Source organism: Mesorhizobium sp. GW821-FHT07A06, from assembly GCF_059419085.1.
The window spans coordinates 708125-726740 of the sequence record NZ_JBWKRC010000003.1 but is presented as its reverse complement, the minus strand read 5'-3'; the positions used below and the strand labels follow the sequence as shown (position 1 = coordinate 726740).

The 18616-nt window shown below is 63.5% G+C and carries 17 protein-coding genes; 13 read left to right on the top strand and 4 right to left on the bottom strand.

All coding sequences use genetic code 11. The annotated features are described in order from the left end of the window. The first annotated feature begins 114 nt into the window (after positions 1-114). From AC07SZ_RS14045 to AC07SZ_RS14020, 6 genes are all read left to right on the top strand, one after another. A complete protein-coding gene (locus AC07SZ_RS14045) occupies positions 115-546 on the top strand; it encodes a PqqD family peptide modification chaperone (protein ID WP_494914678.1) in 432 nt (143 codons plus the stop codon). Between the two features lie 33 nt (positions 547-579). After that, positions 580-1629, top strand: a complete 1050-nt coding sequence (locus tag AC07SZ_RS14040) for a serine kinase (protein WP_494914677.1) — start codon at positions 580-582, stop codon at positions 1627-1629. After that, positions 1626-2378 carry a glycosyltransferase family 2 protein gene (locus AC07SZ_RS14035; RefSeq protein WP_056569072.1) on the top strand — a complete coding sequence of 251 codons (753 nt, stop codon included), beginning with the start codon at positions 1626-1628 and terminating at the stop codon, positions 2376-2378. Before AC07SZ_RS14040 ends, AC07SZ_RS14035 begins: the two co-directional genes overlap by 4 nt. Position 2379: 1 nt before the next feature. After that, on the top strand, positions 2380-3057 hold the full coding sequence (locus AC07SZ_RS14030; RefSeq protein WP_056569069.1) for a glycosyltransferase family 2 protein: 678 nt from the start codon (positions 2380-2382) through the stop codon (positions 3055-3057). Continuing rightward, positions 3057-4526, top strand: a complete 1470-nt coding sequence (locus tag AC07SZ_RS14025) for a nucleotidyltransferase family protein (protein WP_494914676.1) — start codon at positions 3057-3059, stop codon at positions 4524-4526. The genes AC07SZ_RS14030 and AC07SZ_RS14025 overlap by 1 nt, the downstream gene beginning before the upstream one ends. 219 nt (positions 4527-4745) lie before the next feature. Continuing rightward, complete coding sequence (locus tag AC07SZ_RS14020) at positions 4746-6338, top strand: hypothetical protein (RefSeq protein WP_494914675.1); 1593 nt, start codon at positions 4746-4748, stop codon at positions 6336-6338. Between the two features lie 132 nt (positions 6339-6470). Here AC07SZ_RS14020 and AC07SZ_RS14015 read toward each other — a convergent pair whose 3' ends face one another. From AC07SZ_RS14015 to AC07SZ_RS14000, 4 genes are all read right to left on the bottom strand, one after another. Beyond that, positions 6471-7088: an alpha-ketoglutarate-dependent dioxygenase AlkB family protein gene (locus AC07SZ_RS14015; protein ID WP_494914674.1), complete on the bottom strand. Its 618-nt coding sequence runs from the start codon at positions 7086-7088 to the stop codon at positions 6471-6473. A 230-nt stretch (positions 7089-7318) separates the two neighbouring features. Further along, positions 7319-7783 carry a peptidoglycan-binding protein LysM gene (gene lysM / locus AC07SZ_RS14010; protein WP_019862690.1) on the bottom strand — a complete coding sequence of 155 codons (465 nt, stop codon included), beginning with the start codon at positions 7781-7783 and terminating at the stop codon, positions 7319-7321. A gap of 89 nt (positions 7784-7872) precedes the next feature. After that, on the bottom strand, positions 7873-8310 hold the full coding sequence (gene arfB, locus AC07SZ_RS14005) for an alternative ribosome rescue aminoacyl-tRNA hydrolase ArfB (RefSeq protein WP_056569055.1): 438 nt from the start codon (positions 8308-8310) through the stop codon (positions 7873-7875). Between the two features lie 81 nt (positions 8311-8391). Next, positions 8392-10002 carry a phosphoenolpyruvate carboxykinase gene (locus AC07SZ_RS14000; RefSeq protein WP_494914673.1) on the bottom strand — a complete coding sequence of 537 codons (1611 nt, stop codon included), beginning with the start codon at positions 10000-10002 and terminating at the stop codon, positions 8392-8394. Between the two features lie 343 nt (positions 10003-10345). On the opposite strand from AC07SZ_RS14000, the gene AC07SZ_RS13995 reads away from it, so the two are divergent. The 7 genes from AC07SZ_RS13995 to AC07SZ_RS13965 all read left to right on the top strand — a co-directional run bounded on the left by AC07SZ_RS13995 (position 10346) and on the right by AC07SZ_RS13965 (position 18608). Then, the gene (locus tag AC07SZ_RS13995) at positions 10346-11047 is read left to right on the top strand and encodes a response regulator transcription factor (protein WP_010912942.1); all 702 of its coding nucleotides are present in this window, start codon (positions 10346-10348) and stop codon (positions 11045-11047) included. Positions 11048-11130: 83 nt separating this feature from the next. Beyond that, positions 11131-12915: a sensor histidine kinase gene (locus tag AC07SZ_RS13990; RefSeq protein ID WP_056569049.1), complete on the top strand. Its 1785-nt coding sequence runs from the start codon at positions 11131-11133 to the stop codon at positions 12913-12915. 50 nt (positions 12916-12965) lie between these two features. Beyond that, complete coding sequence (locus tag AC07SZ_RS13985; RefSeq protein WP_172371175.1) at positions 12966-13412, top strand: HPr kinase/phosphorylase; 447 nt, start codon at positions 12966-12968, stop codon at positions 13410-13412. Between the two features lie 164 nt (positions 13413-13576). After that, positions 13577-13978 (top strand): PTS sugar transporter subunit IIA, encoded by a 402-nt coding sequence (locus AC07SZ_RS13980; protein WP_010912939.1) that lies wholly within the window; start codon positions 13577-13579, stop codon positions 13976-13978. Continuing rightward, positions 13975-14271, top strand: a complete 297-nt coding sequence (locus AC07SZ_RS13975; protein WP_056569043.1) for an HPr family phosphocarrier protein — start codon at positions 13975-13977, stop codon at positions 14269-14271. The genes AC07SZ_RS13980 and AC07SZ_RS13975 overlap by 4 nt, the downstream gene beginning before the upstream one ends. A 181-nt stretch (positions 14272-14452) precedes the next feature. After that, the gene (gene ahcY, locus AC07SZ_RS13970) at positions 14453-15853 is read left to right on the top strand and encodes an adenosylhomocysteinase (RefSeq protein WP_010912937.1); all 1401 of its coding nucleotides are present in this window, start codon (positions 14453-14455) and stop codon (positions 15851-15853) included. Positions 15854-16052: 199 nt separating this feature from the next. Further along, positions 16053-18608: a sensor histidine kinase gene (locus AC07SZ_RS13965; RefSeq protein WP_494914672.1), complete on the top strand. Its 2556-nt coding sequence runs from the start codon at positions 16053-16055 to the stop codon at positions 18606-18608. Positions 18609-18616 lie beyond the last annotated feature (8 nt).

The following is an 18616-nucleotide window of genomic DNA, read 5'->3' as shown; positions in this document are numbered from 1 at the left end:
ATGTCGGCGCCCTGCCGGCGCCGGTTGCCTTGCCAAGAAAGAACCGAGCGTTTACAGGCGTTGTCAGTGGAAGCGATCCCGCTGGCGGGCGGGGCTTGTGAAGCGGGGGCAACAATGACGCATGATTGCGGCACCTATGCGGTTGCGAGCAGGGACATCGTCTTCGAATCCTTCGATGGCGAGGCCGTCGTGCTCAACCTTGCGAATGGCAAGTATTTCGGCTTCTCCGACTCCGGCAGCAGGGTTTGGCAGGCGCTCTCGTCCGGGGTCAACACCGAAGCCCTGATCGGGCTGACCGCCGGCGGTTCGACACTGGGCGCGGCGGAACTCGAACACTTCATCTCGCAACTGCTCGAAATGGGGTTGCTGGTGCGTTCAGATCAGATTGCGCAAGCGCTGCCGGACGAGCTATCCGCCGAGCTTGCCGCCACGAACGAACCGCTCAATGTGAGCATTCACGACGACCTCGCCGACCTGATCATCGTGGATCCCATCCACGAGGTCGAGGAACCGCTCGGCTGGCCGGCGGTCAAGCAGGCATCCTGACGAGCCGGCGGCGTCCGTGACAGAGGGCGCCTGATGCCGCGCGTCACGCTCGAAACCTTGCCTGACTACGCACGGTATCTCATCACCGCCGCGGAAGAAGCCGCCGCGCATTATCCGGCCCCGCTGACGGTCCGCCTGCCCCAACTGGAGCTGACCGCGCATGTCGGTCCCGGTGTGCTTGCGGATGCGCTGGGCCACGCCTTTGTAGAGGCCCATGATGGCCTGACGGCCCCGTCGGCATGCCGCATCTTCATCGCTCATCCCGGCATCGGCGGCATCCCTGAGCCGGCAAGGTGGGGCGACGCGCATTTCACCGAATACGGCTTTGCCGAACGGCTCGCCGGGGAGGGGCTGCGGGGCCACTATTTTCACGATCTGGATTTCTGGCAGGTCTACGATCCGCAGCGCCGCATTGGCGTGCAGTTGATGGCGTCGGCCGATGCCTTCCCGCCCTGGGAGCCGACAGCGCCGCTGCGGGCCTTCCTGCATTGGGAATATGCGGCGCGCGGCATGCGGCTGACCCATGCCGGCACGCTCGGTGCCAATGGCAAGGGCGTGCTGCTTGCCGGTGCGGGGGGCGCCGGCAAATCCGGCACCGTCGCCGCCGGTCTGCTCAACGGGCTCGACAGCGTCGGCGATGACTATGTGCTGATCGATCTCGCCGGTGGCGTAACCGCGCGGCCTCTGTTTTCGACGCTGAAGCAGGATGCGCGCGGTTTCGCGCGGCTGGGCCTGAAGCAGCGGCTGGGGGTCGAGAGCCCCTTGAACTGGCAGGGCAAGCACACTTTTCACATTGTCGACATAGCGCCCCGGCCGGTCCCCCCGGCGCTGGACATCGTTGCGCTGGTGGTGCCACATATCGGCGGTGGCGAGGCGAGTTCGATCGTGCCGGTGTCGCGGCGGGACGCCATGATAGCGCTGGCACCGTCGGGCATCATGCAAATGCCGGGAGAACGCGAAAGCGGCTTCCGTTTCTTCGGCGATCTCACCCGCCTGCTGCCAAGCTACCGTCTGTCCTTGGGAACGCATCCCGGGGAGATCGCAGGCACCATTGCGGATTTTCTGACGCGAGTTGCTTCGTGAAGTTGAGCGTGATCATGCCTGTCTACAACCGCGAGCGCTATGTCGTTTCGGCATTGCGCTCGCTGGTGCGACAGCGCGACGCCGCCGATCTCGACATCATCGTCATCGATGACGGCTCGACCGACGGCTCGGCGGAGGCCGTGCGCTCGATGATGGGGGAAAACCCCTGCATCCGCCTGTTTCGGCAGGAGAACATGGGCGTGACCAAGACCCGCAACGCCGGCCTCAAGCTGCTCAAACCGGAAACGGAGCTCGTGTCGTTCCTCGATTCGGACGATGTCTCGCCGGTCGGGCGATTCAAGGCCGATATTGCGTTCTTTCAGGCCGACCCCGGTCTTGAGCTCACCTATTCGCTCATGATGCTGGTCGACGGCATCGACGACGACAGGCTGGAACCCGAGCCCGGCAGCCATTTCATGACGGTGCGGGGAATTCATCTGTCATCGGGCATTTTCTCGCGCAGGCTCGTCGATCGGATGGGTGGCTTCGATGAGGCCTTCCAGCAGGCGGAGGACACCGACTATCTGCTGCGCACCTTTGAAAGTGGACCCAGATTCGTCACGCCGGATACCGTGGCGCTTTATTACAGACGTCACCCCGGCAACATGACGAAGCAGGCCGACACATCCCTTCGGGAGTTCATGCGAGCCATCCACAAATCGATGCGACGGCGAAAGGCCGACCCCTCCTTGCGCGGCGTCGAAGGCATCTTCGATGTCAAAGAACTCGCCAATTGGCGGTTCATGTAGCATGCGGAACTACGGCGTCGTCATACCGGCCTTCAACGCAAGCGGCACGATTGCCGAGACCCTGCTCTCGGTCGCGGCGCAGACGGTGCGGCCTGAACTGGTGGTGATCGTCGACGATGGTTCGACCGACGATCTCGCTTCGGCGATCAGCGGAACAGAGTTGCCGATCCACCTGTTGCGCCAGGCAAATTCAGGGCCCGGCAGCGCCACGACCAGGGGCATCGCGGCGCTGTCGACGCCGTTGATCGCGACGCTTGACGCGGACGACCTCTGGCTGCCGAACAAGATGGAGAGGCAGATCGCGCATCTGGAGAGATTTCCCACGACATCGGGGGTTTTCTGTCACTGGCGGAATTTCCGCAACGACCGGCCCGACGCGCCCGAGGCCGAGGCGGTGCCCGGCTGGTCGCGCACCACCATGATGATCCGCCGAGAGGTCGCCGAGACGGTTGGGCCAATCGTCGATCCGCCGGGCGGCCGGGGCGAAATGATCGACTGGATCGCCCGGGTACGCGAAGCGGGCCTTGCCCTCGACATGCTGGACGAAGTGCTGGCGCGGCGCCGCATCCGGCCTGGCAGCCTGTCTTACGGGCGCGATCCGGCACGCGACCGCGGCTATCTCCAGGTCGCGCGGCTCGCCATGCTGCGGCGGGCGCGGGACAAGGCCGGCTCGGGCTGATGGCTCATATCCGCCGTATCGAGCGACGCTTCCCGGACTATGGCTGGTCATGGCCGACGGGTGGGCTCGACCAATTGCTCAAGGCAGCGCTCCTTGCCGACGAGGACGCCGCTGCCGCCTGCGCCGCACGCTGGCTGGACGAGAACGATATCGATCTCGTCTCGTTCCGCGAGCACCGGCTGCTGGCCGCGATCTCCGACAGGTTCGGCAGGAAGCTCGCCGGCCATTCCGCTTATCCGCGCCTCGTCGGCCTGCAGAAGATGCTGTGGACCAAATCGCGCATGGCCATGCGCGAGGCCGAGCCGGCGCTGAAGGCGATGGCGGATGCGGGATGCCAGGTGATGCTCATCAAGGGCGCCAGCCGCATTGCCCTGAACGCATCGGCACAGCGCGGCAGGGTGGCGCACGACATCGACATATTGGTGCGGCCGCGAGACATTCAGACGGCCTTCGACGTGCTGCGCGACGGCGACTGGCAGATCGCCACCGGCGTCAGCCCGCAATATCTGCGGACAAGACTGGCGTCGCTGCGCTCGATGAATTTCTTCAAGGGCAATCTTGGCGACATCGACCTGCACCAGCTCGCCTATGACGGCTCGCAGCGGAGCGACGAAGACGACGTGGCCATCTGGCGGCGGGCCGATGGCGCCGAATTCAGCGGCGTCGACGTGCTGGTGCCGTCGCCGGCCGACCGCATCGCGCTTGCCATCGCGCATGGCGGCCTCGACGCCCACACCCACAGCGACTGGCTGGTCGATTGCGCCGTGGCCATTCGCGGCGGCGACGTCGACTGGGACGTGTTCCTCGATGTTGTCGCAAGGCGCGGCCTTGCCGTTGCCGCGGCGGTGGCGCTCTCCTACCTGACGCTCGAAACAGGCGTGACGACGCCGGACCGGGTGCTGGCGCGTGTGCTTGACATGGCCGACCGCTCCGGCCTCTCGCGCTGGTCGGCCGTGCTGCAGGCCAAGCCGCGGACCGATTTCGGCAGGCTGGCCTGGCTGTCGCGCGGCCTTGCCAAGCAGTTGCGGCTGAGGCGCAAGAGCGGCCGGCTGCGCCAGGAGCCGTCAGCCAAAGCGTGGCGCGGCAGGCCAGCTCGCAACGAGCCGTCGGAAACGACGACGCCGTCGGTCTTCTCACAGGCCATACCTTGCCCGCCAACGGTAGGCGAGATGATGCTGGACATCACGGTCAGGATCAGTGTTCCACCGGTCCGGCGCCGCATCGAGATGGAGATCAATGCCGATAACCACCATGTCGCGCGCCTGCGCGCCATGGCCATCAGCCGATCGGGCGGGGAACGGGTGCTGCATTTTCGCGGCAAGGTGACGCTTGATGGGCAACGGCATGCCTTGACGCTGGAGGCACGACCCTCCCGGCAATTCCGGCAATGGGACGATGCGGTGGCGGTCGCGGCCTATGGCGCGCTGCCCTTCCACCTGATCTCGGCGACGTTCTCGCCAATTGGCTGAAATGAAAGCATTCGCCAAGCATTGCTCGGCCTGTTGCAAGAGTCCTGGACGGACAATCCAGATCTCGACGCGGTGCCAACGAACATCGCAGCCCGGAACGGCGCGATTAACTGCACTTTAGGCAATCCCGGCTAGCTTGCGGCGTCAGACAGGTGCATCCGTGCACCCGCCCGTGATTTCGTCGTACTGCATAAAAATGATCTTTGTTGGAGCGGTGCGATGAGTATGGGAAGTGTCAGAAACATCAGCACCGCCACCGGCTTTGCCTCTTCGATTGGAAGCTTGTCGCCGGTCTGGCTTGTCGCGGCCGTGGTGGTGTTTTCTTTTTTCATGCCCTGGACGGCGGGCGACAATACCGACGTCAGCTGGCTCATCGTCATCTGCGAAAAAGTCCTTGATGGGCAAAAGCTCTATGTCGACATTCTGGAGACCAATCCGCCCTTCTCCGTCGCCCTGTATATCGGCCCGGTATGGCTGTCCCACAGGCTTGGCATCTCGGCCGAATCGGCGGTCGAGTGCTTCATCTATCTGGTCTTCTTCGTTTCAATGGCGCTGTCGGCCGTGGTCATCGAGCGAAGCCGTATCTTCGCCGATCTGAAGACGCAGTGGATCTATCCCGCGCTGGCGGTTCTGCTTCTCATCATGCCTGGGAATGTTTTCGGCCAGCGCGAACATGTCGGCACGATGTTGTTCATGCCGATGCTGTTGCTGATGATGTGGCGGATTGAACGCCGCCCTGACGCGCCGGTTCCTCTTGGCCTTGCCGTGGCGGTCGGCCTGGCTGGAAGCGTGCTGCTCCTGGTCAAACCACATTGGGCAACCGGTATCGTCCTGCCTTACCTCTTCATCGCCTGGCGCAAACGCTCGCTGATGGCGTGCCTGACTGCTGAAAATGTCGTCATCTTCACGGTCTGCGCCGCCTATCTCGTCAGTGTGTATCTGTGGTTTCCCGATTTTCTCGGCGCCTTCCTGCAATTGCTGATGCGCTACTATGTCAGCCTGCGGGCCAACATAAACATGTTGGCCGCGTTGCCGACCTTTATCGTCTTTGTCGTTTTCACGGTTTTCCAGATGCGCAAATCCGTCTGGCGAGACGACGTCGCACTGGCGATGGCGAGTGCAGCCGGTTTCTTTATCTCGATGCTTTACCTTGGGAAATACTGGCCCAACCACCAGTATCCCTACCAGACCACGATGGTGTTCGCGATGCTGCTGGCGGTGGCATCCCGGTGGCGAGTGGCGACTGGCCTCGCAAACGCGGAAGCCGCCTCCGAGGTCGCCAGCGTCAAGCTCCATGCCGCGGCCGCGCTGGCCGTGGTCGCCGCGCTTTCGGTGACGCACCACCAGTTCTACCAACTGCCCGAGAAAAGCCTGGTCGATGCCATCAAGAGCCGTTACGCCTCGCCATCGATCGTTCAGGTCAGTTCCGACCTTTCCGTCGGCAATCCGCTGACAAGAATGACCAATGGCCGCTGGCTGTCGGCCTATGCTCATGATTGGGTCGGCACCTACGCGCTCTGGGGCCTGATGCGAGGGACATATCAAGGCGAAGACGAACGCATCGCGCGGCGGGACCTTGACGATTACACCCGCTACCTGAATTCCCTGATCCGCGACAACAAGCCCGATATCATCCTGATGGATCGGATGGACAAGAAAAAGTCGGCATGGTCGCTCACAGGGGACTTTCCGCCAATCTGGATTGTGTGGATGCGCCAGAACGCGGATTTCCAAACCCTGATGGGCGACTACGAGGAAATCGCGAGCGGGGATTATATCGAAGTCTATGCACGGCGCCCGGACGCCCATTAGAGCAGTTCACCGTTTTACGGAAACGGCGATCTCCTCTAACGCTTTGTTTTGACGCCATTCCCAAGGGAAAGCGCCACGCGCTTTCCCCGGGAAAACCGTTTTACACCTTCCCTGTAATTGCTCATGGCTCACTCACTCGGCCTTCGTCACCCGCCGCAGCGTCAGATTGATCCTGCCGCCGTTCTTCAGCAACGCCGAGGTCGAGGGATAGATGCGGTCGACGCCGTGGAAGCAGAGGCGCCCCTCGCCGCCGAGTACGACGACGTCACCGCTTTTCAGCCTGAACGACTTGGTCGCGCCCTCGCGCGTCGTCTGACCGACCCTGAACAGGCAATCATCGCCCAGTGAGACGGAGACGACGGGTGCCGAGAAATCGGCCTCGTCGCGGTCCTGGTGCAGGCCCATCTTCGCGTCCGCCGTGTAGAAATTGATCAGGCAGGCCTCCGGCGGGCCAGGATAGCCCGACACCTGCCGCCAAAGGTCGAGCAGGCCCTCCGGGATCGGCGGCCATGGTTCCCCGGTCAACGGATGCGTCGGCTGGTAGCGATAGCCCCGCTCCTTGTCGGTGACCCAGCCGAGCGTGCCGCAATTGGTCATGCGCACGCTCATCTCCTTGCCGGTGCGCGGCATGGCCGGCACGTACAGCGGGGCCTGCTGGACGATGTTTCTCACCGCCTCGACAAGCGCCTCCTGAACAGTGCGCGGCAGATAGGCCGGCATGTGGCGGACTCCCTTGGGCAGAACAAGCATTGAACAGCGCACCTTGAGATGGTTCGAGTCTGCAAGATGCCACCATCAAGGAAAAACAGCGACCCGAAAGCCGCCGCCGATCTCGTCGCGGCTGTCGATGCGGTATGGGCGATGAATTCACGAAGGTGTTTCCGCGGAGCGCAACTGGTAAAATCGAAAGCGCCGCGCGTCCTTTCGGATGCGCGGCGCTTGACTTTGCCGTATCGAAACGGCGCGACCTGGCTAACAAGTCACGGGATGCGCAGCACCTGACCTGGATAGATCTTGTCCGGGTGGGTCAGCATCGGCCTGTTGGCCTCGAAGATGGCCGTATTCTTGGCGCCCTGGCCCTTGCCGTAGCTTTTCTCGGCGATCTTCCAGAGGTTGTCACCCTTCTGAACGGTGTAGAAGGTCGGTTCCTTGGCCGGTGCAGCCGCCTTGCCGGCATCCGGCGCGACCTGCAATTCGTCGGCCTGCACCTTGGAGACACCCAGCGTGTTGCCGACGGCAATCACCGCCTTTTCGAAGATCGACTGGTCCTTGACCACGCCTTTTAGTACCGCCGTGTCACCCTGGACGACGACCTGCACGCCATCGGTGCCGAGCTTGTGCGAATCGAGCTCCTTCTTGAGCGTGTCGGCAGTGGGTGCGGCTTCCTCGTCGCCGCCGATGCCCAGTTTCTTGCCGACGCTTTTGACGAAATCGAACATGCCCATCTTTAGTCTCCCTTGCTGTGGCAATGGCGAAACCTTGCATCTGAGGCGTCAAATGGAAAGCCATTTTATGCACGCGGATGGTGTGGTGCTTAATCGTTCTCCACCCGGCCGCGCAGCTTCTTGATCGTGCCGCGCCCGGCCTTGCTTTTCAGCCGCCGTTCCACCGCGCCTTTCGAGGGGCGCGTCTTCTTGCGCGGCGGCGGCGGCGGCTCGGCGGCCTTGGCCACCAGTGCCGTCAGCCTCGCCCTTGCATCGGCGCGATTCTGCTCCTGGGTACGGAAGCGCCCGGCCTCGATGACGATGACGCCGTCCTTGGTGGCGCGCTGGCCGGCAAGCTTGATCGTGCGTGCGCGCACGCGCTCCGAGAGGCCGGCCGCGTTGGCCGCGTCAAAGCGCAGTTGCACGGCCGTCGCCACCTTGTTGACGTTCTGGCCGCCGGGACCGGACGAGCGGATGAAATCCTCGTGCAGGTCGCCCGGATGGATCACGGCTTCGTCTGATATGATGATGTTGTCATCGATCGGCATGCCGCAGTCATGGCGCGGTGGACCAGAAAAGAAAAGGCCCGATCGAAACCGGGCCTTCAATGGTGCTGAGCGGCGTGACGACTACTCCGCCGCTTCCTGCATGCGGGGCGCCGCACCCATGACGGTCGCATCGACATGCGGCTCGAATTTCTCGAAGTTGACCGCGAACATCCCGACCAGTCTTGCCGCCTGCCGGTCATAGGCGGCCTTGTCGGCCCAGGTCGAGCGCGGATCGAGAATTTTGCTGTCAACGCCAGGCACGGCCACCGGCACCTCGAAGCCGAAATTGGCGTCGGTGCGGAATGCGCCGGTCTTCAGCGAGCCGTCGAGCGCGGCGGCCAGCAGAGCGCGCGTCGCCTTGATCGGCATGCGCTTGCCGGTGCCATAGGCGCCGCCGGTCCAGCCAGTGTTGACCAGCCAGCAGTCGGCGCCATGGCTGGCGATGAGCGCGCGCAGCAGGTTGCCGTATTCCGACGGATGGCGCGGCATGAACGGCGCGCCGAAACAGGTCGAGAACGTCGCCTCGGGCTCGGTGACGCCCTTTTCGGTTCCGGCCACCTTGGCCGTGTAACCGGAGAGGAAATGATACATCGCCTGCGCCGGGGTCAGCCGCGCGATCGGCGGCATCACGCCGAAGGCATCGGCGGTCAGCATGATGATGTTCCTGGGATGATTGGCGCGCCCGGTCTTCGAGGCGTTGGGGATGAAGTCGAGGGGATAGGCGCAGCGGGTGTTTTCGGTGAGGCGGCCGTCATTGAAGTCCGGCACGCCGTCGGCGTCGAGCACGACATTTTCCAGAACGGTGCCGAAGCGCTGCGTGGTGGCGAAGATCTCCGGTTCGGCTTCCGCCGAAAGCTTGATGGTCTTGGCGTAGCAGCCGCCCTCGAAGTTGAAGATGCCATGCGGACCCCAGCCATGCTCGTCGTCGCCGATCAGCGTGCGCGACGGATCGGCCGAGAGCGTCGTCTTGCCGGTTCCCGACAGCCCGAAGAATATGGCGGCGTCGCCGGCCGGCCCCTCATTGGCCGAGCAGTGCATCGGCATCACGCCCTTCTGCGGCAACAGGTAGTTGAGCATGGTGAACACCGACTTCTTCATCTCGCCGGCATAGGAGGTGCCGCCGATCAGTACGATCTTGCGGCTGAGGTCGACGGCGATCACCGTCTCGGTGCGGCTGCCGTGGCGGGCGGGATCGGCGCGGAAGGACGGCAGGTCGATGATCGTCATCTCAGGCACGAACTGCTCGAGTTCGGCGCTATCCGGACGGATGAGCAGATTGCGGATGAACAGCGAGTGCCAGGCAAATTCGGTGATCACCCTGGTGGGGAGCTTCAGCTCCGCGTCGGCGCCGCCGACCAGGTCCTGCACGTAAAGATCCTTGTCCGCAGCGTGGGCGCGGAAATCGGCAAGCAGCGTCTCGAACTGGGCCGGAGAGATCGCCTTGTTGTTGTCCCACCAGACATGCGGCTCGGTGGCGGCGTCGCGGACGACGAATTTGTCCTTGGGCGAACGGCCTGTGTGCTGGCCGGTCTCGGCAACCAGCGCGCCATGCGCGGTCAGCCGGGCCTCGCCGCGCCGGATCGAGTCCTCATAAAGGGCGGCCGCCCCGAAATTGTAGCGCACCACGCCGGTGGTTTTCAGGCCGATACGATCGATCGCGCAAGCAGGATTGCGTTTGCCGACTTCCGACATTGGTGTCCCTTCTTCGATTTGCCGCGTCTTTGCCGGCGTATTTCCGGCACGCCCGCTATACGGGCTGAGATGGTCAGAACCAGAAAAGCCAAATGATATCAAATCATTAATCGATTTAAATATTTTGAAAGTTGTTTAAATCGTTTATATATGCAAAAAGTTTCACGGTTGCCCAAAGGATTGGCCGCGTTCGTTCGTCCAATCCATGTCGAGGTAGGATTGTGGCCTGCGGCACCCCGCGCGTGACAGCGGACAAGGCCTATGCCACATTTTGTACCTAATTTGTCCTGCAAAAGCCCCTTCTCTACGAAAGAAGGGACAGCTCATGAGGGAGCCGCTTGAAATGGCAACAATCGCGCTTGTCGATGACGACCGCAACATTCTGACGTCGGTGTCGATCGCCCTTGAATCCGAGGGATATCGTGTCGAGACCTACACGGATGGTGCGTCCGCGCTGGAAGGCCTGGCGGCGCGTCCGCCGAATCTCGCCATCCTCGACATCAAGATGCCGCGCATGGATGGCATGGAGCTTTTGCGCCGGATGCGCCAGAAGTCCGACCTGCCGGTGATCTTCCTGACCTCCAAGGACGACGAGATCGACGAGTTGTTCGGCCTCAAGATGGGCGCCGACGATTTCATCCGCAAACCGTTCTCGCAGCGCCTGCTTGTCGAGCGGGTGCGCGCCGTGCTGCGCCGTGCCAGCGCCCGCGAGGCCGCGGCAAAGGCGCCCAGCCAGCAGGCCCGCTCGCTCGAACGCGGCCAGCTCGTCATGGACCAGGAACGCCACACCTGCACCTGGAAGGGTGAACCGGTAACGCTTACCGTAACCGAATTCCTGATCCTGCATTCGCTGGCGCAGCGCCCCGGTGTCGTAAAAAGTCGTGATGCGCTGATGGATTCGGCTTATGATGAGCAGGTCTATGTCGATGACCGCACGATCGACAGCCACATCAAGCGGCTGCGCAAGAAGTTCAAGGCTGTCGACGACGACTTCGAAATGATCGAAACCCTTTACGGAGTCGGATACCGGTTCCGCGAAGCCTGAGCTGATGCATGTCGCCCAAAAGTGATCCCGTATGGGAATAGCGACATGCACCGAACCGAAGACTAAGCAGGGCCTGCTATTCGATGGCAGTGGAAGCACAGCGAACAAGACCGGCGGGCGCTGCCAGGCGGCCGTCGCGCATCATGCCGTCCTTCGTGTCGAAGATCACCGTGCCGATGCGCCGCTTCCTCGGCCATCACATCTTTTCCAGCCTGACGCGACGCATTCTGTTTCTCAACCTTGCCGGCCTGGCCGTCCTGGTCACCGGTATCCTCTATCTCAACACCTTCCGCGACGGGCTGATCGATGCCCGCGTCGAAAGTCTGATGACGCAGGGCGAAATCATCGCCGGCGCGATCGCGGCATCGGCGACGGTCGAGACCGATTCGATCAGCATCGACCCGGAAAAGCTGCTTGAGCTGCAGGCCGGCGAAAGCCTGGGGCCGGGCTCCGACCAGCTCGACAATCTGGATTTTCCGATCAATCCCGAACGCGTCGCCCCGGTGCTGCGGCGATTGATCTCGCCGACCCGGACGCGGGCACGCATCTATGATCGCGACGCCAATCTGCTGCTTGATTCGCGCCATCTCTATTCGCGCGGCCAGATCCTGCGCTACGACCTGCCGCCGGTCGACGAGGAAGAGCCCGACCTTGTCGAGCGCATCCAGAAATTCATCTTCGACTTCTTCCGCAACACCGACCTGCCGGTCTATCACGAACAGCCGGGCGGCAATGGCGCGGCCTTCCCGGAGGTGGTCAAGGCGCTGACCGGCAGCCCGTCGACCATCGTGCGCGTCTCGGAACAGGGCGAGCAGATCGTTTCGGTGGCGGTGCCGATCCAGCGCTTCCGCGCCGTTCTCGGCGTGCTGATGCTGTCGACCGAGGGCGGCGACATCGACAAGATCGTCGCCGCCGAGCGCAAGGCGATCCTGCGCGTCTTCGGCATCGCGGCGCTCGTCACCGCTATCCTGTCGATGCTTTTGGCCTCGACAATCGCCAACCCGCTGCGCCGGCTGTCGGCGGCGGCCGTGCGGGTCAGGCGCGGCGTCAAGAGCCGCGAGGAGATCCCGGACTTTTCCGACCGGCAGGACGAGATCGGCAATCTGTCGGTCGCGGTGCGCGACATGACCAACGCGCTCTATGCCCGCATCGAAGCGATCGAAAGCTTCGCCGCAGACGTTTCGCATGAATTGAAGAACCCACTGACGTCACTGCGAAGCGCGGTTGAAACCCTGCCGCTGGCCAAGAACGACAATTCGCGCAGCCGGCTGATGGAGATCATCCAGCATGACGTCCGGCGGCTGGACCGGCTCATCACCGATATTTCCGACGCCTCCCGCCTCGATGCCGAACTCGCGCGCGAAGACGCGGGAACCGTGGACCTGAAGAAATTCGTCACCGATCTGGTGGCCGTGTCGCGCGAGACCACCCGCAACAAGAAAGCGGTCGAGATCGAACTCAAGGTCGCCAAGTTGCCGCAGGGCGTCAAAGGCTATTTCGTCGTCGGCCACGATCTGCGTATCGGCCAGGTCATCACCAATTTGATCGAGAATGCGCGCTCCTTCGTTCCCGAGGACCACGGCCATATCAGCCTTTCGCTGGCGCGCGCCGGAAAGTTCAACATCCTCACCGTCGACGACAACGGCCCCGGCATCCGCGCCGACAACATCGACCGCATCTTCGAGCGTTTCTACACCGACCGGCCGGCCGGCGAGGCGTTCGGCCAGAATTCGGGCCTTGGCCTGTCGATCTCCAGGCAGATCGTCGAGGCCCATGGCGGCACGCTGACCGCCGAGAACATTCCCGGCACCAAGCCCGGCGAGATCAAGGGCGCGCGCTTCGTCGTGACGCTGCCGGCCGAAGCATGATCCCGAGCCGAAGGGCAGCGGGATCATGGCCGTTGCAAAAGACGTGATCCGTGCGGCCTGAAAACATTCACGCGACGGCGGTGCTGATCGGCGAACGTGGCATTCTGGTCAGCGGAGCATCCGGCTCGGGCAAGACGACGCTGGCCCTGGCGCTCATCGGCCATTGTCGTCAGCGCGGATTGTTCTCACGGCTGGTCGGCGACGACCAGCTTTTCATCGAGGCGCATGCGGGGCGGCTGGTATGCCGCGCACCCGCTGCCATCGCCGGCCTCGCCGAAGTCCCGGGACTTGGTCCTCGGCCGCTGCCATTCGAACCCGCCTGCATCGTCGACCTGCATCTACGCCTGCTGCCGGCCGGCGAAATCGCGCGCTTCCAGGAGGACGCCAGCGACGAGATCGCCGGCTGCGTGGTGCCGCGGATCGATCTGGCCGAACGCAACGTCCAGGCTGCCCTGCCCGCCGTGATGGCGCGGCTGTCCATCATGCCTTTTCTATGATCCGCCCGGGATTTTTTGCTGCAATGCGTCAAAATGGCATGGGCAGGCGCAATTTTGGGCTTGTCAACGGGCCGCGCGTCGACAAGATAGCGCTCCCGCCGCCTGGAATGGCTGGCGAGCATAAAATGCGCCTGTGAAGCGGCGATGACGGGAGCCACCAAAGAATGATCGGACTCGTGCTTGTAACGCACGGTCAACTGGCCACCGAGTTCCGACATGCCGTCGAACATGTCGTCGGGCCACAAGACAATTTCGAAACCGTGGCGATCGGTGCCGACGACGATATGGAGCAGCGTCGCCGCGACATCGTCGACGCCGTCGCCCGTGTCGATACCGGAGCCGGCGTCATCGTGCTGACCGACATGTTCGGCGGCACGCCGTCGAACCTTGCCATCTCGGTGATGGAGTCCGGCCGCACCGAGGTGATCGCCGGCATGAACCTGCCGATGCTGATCAAGCTGTCGTCGATCCGCAAGGGCGACAACATGGCGGCCGCGCTCGATGAGGCGCAGGCCGCCGGCCGCAAATACATCAATGTCGCCAGCCAGCTTCTGAGCAGCAAATGAACGCGCTATCCTCGGAAAAAGACCAGATTGTCCGGGAGTTTCCGATCGTCAACCAGCGCGGTCTGCATGCACGCGCCTCGGCGAAATTCGTCCAGCTCGCCAGCGGCTTCAATGCCGCGGTCCATGTCGAGAAGGACGGCGTCAAGGTCGGCGGCACGTCGATCATGGGCCTGATGATGCTGGCCGCCAGCCCGGGATACTCGATCCGCGTCACCGCCAGCGGACCCGAGGCGCTCGAGGTCATGGACGCGCTGGAGCAGCTTGTCGCCTCCCGCTTCGGCGAGGAATGCTGATCCCCTGCATCGCCAGGGCGTGCTTGCGAGACATGCAGGGATAAAGATTTCTTTATATCCCATTGTCGTTTCGACATCGATCTGCTAGTCAGGCCGGCAATTCGCGCCCTTCGACGCGCCGACCGGCGCGGGCGCATCCGCAACCAATTCGCAGCATAACAATTCGCATCGGAGCACTGCCATGACGGGTAGCAAGGATTATGTGGTCGCCGACATCTCGCTTGCCGGCTGGGGCCGCAAGGAACTCGATATCGCCGAGACCGAAATGCCGGGCCTGATGGCCTGCCGCGAGGAGTTCGGCGCCAAGAAGCCGCTGAAGGGCGCGCGCATCACGGGCTCGCTGCACATGACCATCCAGACCGCGGTGCTGATCGAGACGCTGAAGGCGCTCGGCGCCGATATACGCTGGGCGTCCTGCAACATCTTCTCGACCCAGGACCATGCCGCCGCGGCGATCGCCGAAGCCGGCATTCCCGTCTTCGCCGTCAAGGGCGAGAGCCTCGAACAGTACTGGGACTACACCGACCGGATCTTCCAGTGGGCGGACGGCGGCCTTTCCAACATGATCCTCGACGACGGCGGCGACGCCACCATGTACATCCTGATCGGCGCCCGCGCCGAGGCCGGGGAGGACGTGCTGTCCAACCCGCAGAGCGAGGAAGAGGAATATTTCTACGCCCAGGTCAAGAAGCGCCTGAAGGCTTCGCCCGGCTTCTTCACCAAGCAGAAGGCGGCGATCCGCGGCGTCACAGAAGAGACGACCACCGGCGTCAACCGGCTTTACCAGCTGCAGAAGAAGGGCCTGCTGCCCTTCCCGGCCATCAACGTCAACGACTCGGTCACCAAGTCGAAGTTCGACAACAAGTACGGCTGCAAGGAATCGCTGGTCGACGGCATCCGCCGCGGCACCGACACGATGATGGCCGGCAAGGTCGCGGTTGTCTGCGGTTATGGCGACGTCGGCAAGGGCTCGTCCGCCTCGCTCAAGGGTGCCGGCGCCCGCGTCAAGGTCACCGAGGTCGATCCGATCTGCGCCCTGCAGGCGGCGATGGACGGCTTTGAAGTCGTCACGCTGGAAGACGCGGCTCCGACCGCCGACATCGTCATCACCACCACTGGCAACAAGGACGTCGTGACCCTCGACCACATGCGGTCGATGAAGGACATGGTGATCGTCGGCAATATCGGCCACTTCGACAACGAGATCCAGGTCGCGTCGCTGCGCAATCTGAAGTGGACCAACGTCAAGCCGCAGGTCGACATGATCACCTTCCCGGACGGCAAGCGGATGATCCTTCTGTCGGAAGGCCGCCTGCTCAATCTCGGCAATGCCACCGGCCATCCGAGCTTCGTCATGTCGGCCTCCTTCACCAACCAGGTTCTGGCCCAGATCGAGCTGTTCACCAAGGGCGAACAGTACCAGAACCAGGTCTATGTCCTGCCCAAGCATCTCGACGAGAAGGTCGCGCGCCTGCACCTCGACAAGCTCGGCGCCCGCCTGACCGAACTGTCGGGTGAGCAGGCCGCCTATATCGGCGTCACGCCGCAGGGTCCGTTCAAGCCGGAACACTACCGCTATTAACCAAAGCTAAATTTACTACCATATATTGAGGCCGGGCGATTGACTTTTCGCCCGGCTTTATTTTTGCGCGCGATCAGCCTTCACGGCGATTCGGCGAGGGTTTATTGTCAGGTGATTCGCGACGCTTCCGGCCCGAGAGGGGATCAGAGAGGCGCGTTTCAGGGCGGTCTTGCATTCAGGCGGCGGAGAGGACCAAGACATGCCGGGGCAAAACCCGCACGGAGCGGGATCGGCCGTTTCCGGCGGCCATGACGATTCGGGGACCTTAGGCTCGGCCATCCCGGGCGGACGCCTTTCATGGCGTGCCCGCGCGGGACTGTTGCTGGCCGGTTCAGCACTGGCCTGGCCTTTGGCCGGTGCCGTGGCGCATGCCGAGACCGCCGCCGTGGCGACCGCCGGCCTGTCGATCAGCACCGTCGAAGTCATGCAGCTCGCGGTGTTCGTCGGCGTGACGGGCGCGGCGCTGCTGTCGGCCATCGTTCTCATCCGGGAGCGCGCCCGCACCTCGGCGGAGAATGTCGAACTGAGAAGCCGCGTCGCCGACGTCAACGCTGCATTGCGCCGGTCGGAAGCGTTGCTCAATCTGCGCGACCAGCGCGTCGTCGTCTGGGCGTCGGAGAACAAGAAACCCGAACTCGTCGGCACATTGCCTGTCGAAAGCGGCGCGCCGGAGGAGCGGGCGGCTTTTCTCGCCTTCGGTCGCTGGCTGATGCCGCGCTCTGCGGCGGCACTGGAACATGCGATCGCGGGCTTGCGCGAAAAGGCGAGGCCTTTCGACCTGGTCATCGAATCGCAGGCCGGCGCACCGCTCGAAGTGCACGGCCGCAAGAGTGCCGCGCATATATTGGTGCGGTTCGTCTCGCTTTCCGAGACGCAGCGCAGCCAGGCCCGGCTGAAGATCGAGAACCAGCGGCTGGCCGCCGACCATGACACCATGATCGGCCTGCTCGAGGCGCTGAAGATGCCGGCATGGCTGCGTGACGAGCACGGACGCCTGAAATGGGTCAACCGGGCCTATGCCGACGCGGTCGAAGCCGAAAGCGCGGAAGCCGCCGTCCGCGACGCCAAGGAGTTTCTTGGCGGCCAGGCGCGCGAGGCGATTGCCACCCAACACAAATCGCATCCGGTCTTCGAGCAGTCGCTTTCCACCGTGATCGAAGGCGACCGCCGCGTTTTCGCGGTGACCGATGTCGCCGGCGGCGACGGTTCGGCCGGCCTTGCCTGCGACACCAGCGCGATCGAGACCATCCGCGGCGAATATGAGCGGACGGTGCGCAGCCACGCCGACACGCTCGACCAGCTCAACACCGCGGTCGCCATCTTCGACACCGACGAGAAGCTGCGCTTCTTCAACCAGGCGTTCCAGAAGCTGTGGGGGCTCGACAGCGGCTTCCTGCACAGCGCTCCAGACAATGCGCTTTTGCTCGACCGGCTGCGCAGCGAAGGCAAGATCGCCGAACAACCCGAATGGCGCCGCTGGAAGGAAGGCCTGCTCGGCGCCTACCGCGCGGTCGAATCGCAGGAGCATTGGTGGCATCTGCCGGACGGCAAGACCATTCGCGTCGTTGCCAACCCGCAGCCCAAGGGCGGCGTCACCTGGGTGTTCGAGAACCTGACCGAGAAGATGGACCTGGAAAGCCGCTACCGGACCGCGGTGCGGGTCCAGGGCGAAACGCTCGACAATCTCGCCGAGGGCGTGGCGGTGTTCGGCCCCGATGGCCGGCTGCGGCTGTCGAACCCGGCCTTTGCCACGCTGTGGGGGCTGAGCGCGGACGCCGCCAAGCCCAACGTGCACGTGTCGACGATCCGTGATCTTTGCGACCGGCAGGCGGTCGACAGCCCCTGGCCTGGCTTCGTCGCCGCCATCACCGGCTTCGACGATGAGCGCCGCGACCGTCACGGCCAGAGCGAGCTCAACAACGGCACCGTGCTGCGTTACGCCGTGATTCCACTGCCCAACGGGCAAGTGATGATGACCTTCGTCGACGTCACCGACAGCGTGCGTGTCGAACGCGCGCTGAAGGACAAGAACGAGGCGCTGGAAAAGTCAGATCAGCTCAAGAACGACTTCGTCCAGCACGTGTCCTACGAGTTACGCTCGCCGCTGACCAACATCATCGGCTTCACCGAACTGCTTTCACTGCCCACGACCGGGCCGCTGAACCAAAAGCAGCGCGAATATGTCGAGCATGTCAGCTCGTCCTCCTCGGTCCTGCTGACCATCGTCAACGACATACTGGACCTCGCGACCGTCGACGCCGGCATCATGCAGCTCGACATTTCAGAGGTTCATGTCGACCGCACGATCGCGGCGGCGGCGGAACTGGTTGCCGACCGGCTGCAGGAGCATTCGATCCGACTCGAGGTCGATGCCACCGCCGCGCCGAAGACCTTCCATGGCGATGAAACCCGCATCCGCCAGATCCTCTACAATCTGCTCAGCAATGCCGCCAATTACGCGCCGGAAGCCAGCAGCATCCGGCTCGCCTGCCGCCAGTTGGCGGACGGGGTGGAATTCTCGGTTCATGACGACGGCCCCGGCATGCCGCCGGATGTGCTGGATTCGGTGTTCCGCCGCTTCGAACCGCGTACCAATGGCGGCCGCAGGCGCGGCGCCGGCCTCGGCCTGTCGATCGTCAAGAGCTTCGTTGAACTGCATGGCGGCGGCGTTCGCATCGAAACCGGCAAGGACAAGGGCACGACCGTCATCTGCACCTTCCCCGACATGCCCGGCATCCGCGCCGCGGCCGAGTAGCGCGCTAG

Bases quoted from the DNA above. Each gene is read 5' to 3' on its own strand.
- AC07SZ_RS14045 (WP_494914678.1), top strand. From the start codon at position 115: ATGACGCATGATTGCGGCACCTATGCGGTTGCGAGCAGGGACATCGTC.
- AC07SZ_RS14040 (WP_494914677.1), top strand. From the start codon at position 580: ATGCCGCGCGTCACGCTCGAAACCTTGCCTGACTACGCACGGTATCTC.
- AC07SZ_RS14030 (WP_056569069.1), top strand. From the start codon at position 2,380: ATGCGGAACTACGGCGTCGTCATACCGGCCTTCAACGCAAGCGGCACG.
- AC07SZ_RS14025 (WP_494914676.1), top strand. From the start codon at position 3,057: ATGGCTCATATCCGCCGTATCGAGCGACGCTTCCCGGACTATGGCTGG.
- AC07SZ_RS14020 (WP_494914675.1), top strand. From the start codon at position 4,746: ATGAGTATGGGAAGTGTCAGAAACATCAGCACCGCCACCGGCTTTGCC.
- AC07SZ_RS14015 (WP_494914674.1), bottom strand. From the start codon at position 7,088: ATGCTTGTTCTGCCCAAGGGAGTCCGCCACATGCCGGCCTATCTGCCG.
- lysM (WP_019862690.1), bottom strand. From the start codon at position 7,783: ATGGGCATGTTCGATTTCGTCAAAAGCGTCGGCAAGAAACTGGGCATC.
- arfB (WP_056569055.1), bottom strand. From the start codon at position 8,310: ATGCCGATCGATGACAACATCATCATATCAGACGAAGCCGTGATCCAT.
- AC07SZ_RS14000 (WP_494914673.1), bottom strand. From the start codon at position 10,002: ATGTCGGAAGTCGGCAAACGCAATCCTGCTTGCGCGATCGATCGTATC.
- AC07SZ_RS13995 (WP_010912942.1), top strand. From the start codon at position 10,346: ATGGCAACAATCGCGCTTGTCGATGACGACCGCAACATTCTGACGTCG.
- AC07SZ_RS13990 (WP_056569049.1), top strand. From the start codon at position 11,131: ATGGCAGTGGAAGCACAGCGAACAAGACCGGCGGGCGCTGCCAGGCGG.
- AC07SZ_RS13980 (WP_010912939.1), top strand. From the start codon at position 13,577: ATGATCGGACTCGTGCTTGTAACGCACGGTCAACTGGCCACCGAGTTC.
- AC07SZ_RS13975 (WP_056569043.1), top strand. From the start codon at position 13,975: ATGAACGCGCTATCCTCGGAAAAAGACCAGATTGTCCGGGAGTTTCCG.
- ahcY (WP_010912937.1), top strand. From the start codon at position 14,453: ATGACGGGTAGCAAGGATTATGTGGTCGCCGACATCTCGCTTGCCGGC.
- AC07SZ_RS13965 (WP_494914672.1), top strand. From the start codon at position 16,053: ATGCCGGGGCAAAACCCGCACGGAGCGGGATCGGCCGTTTCCGGCGGC.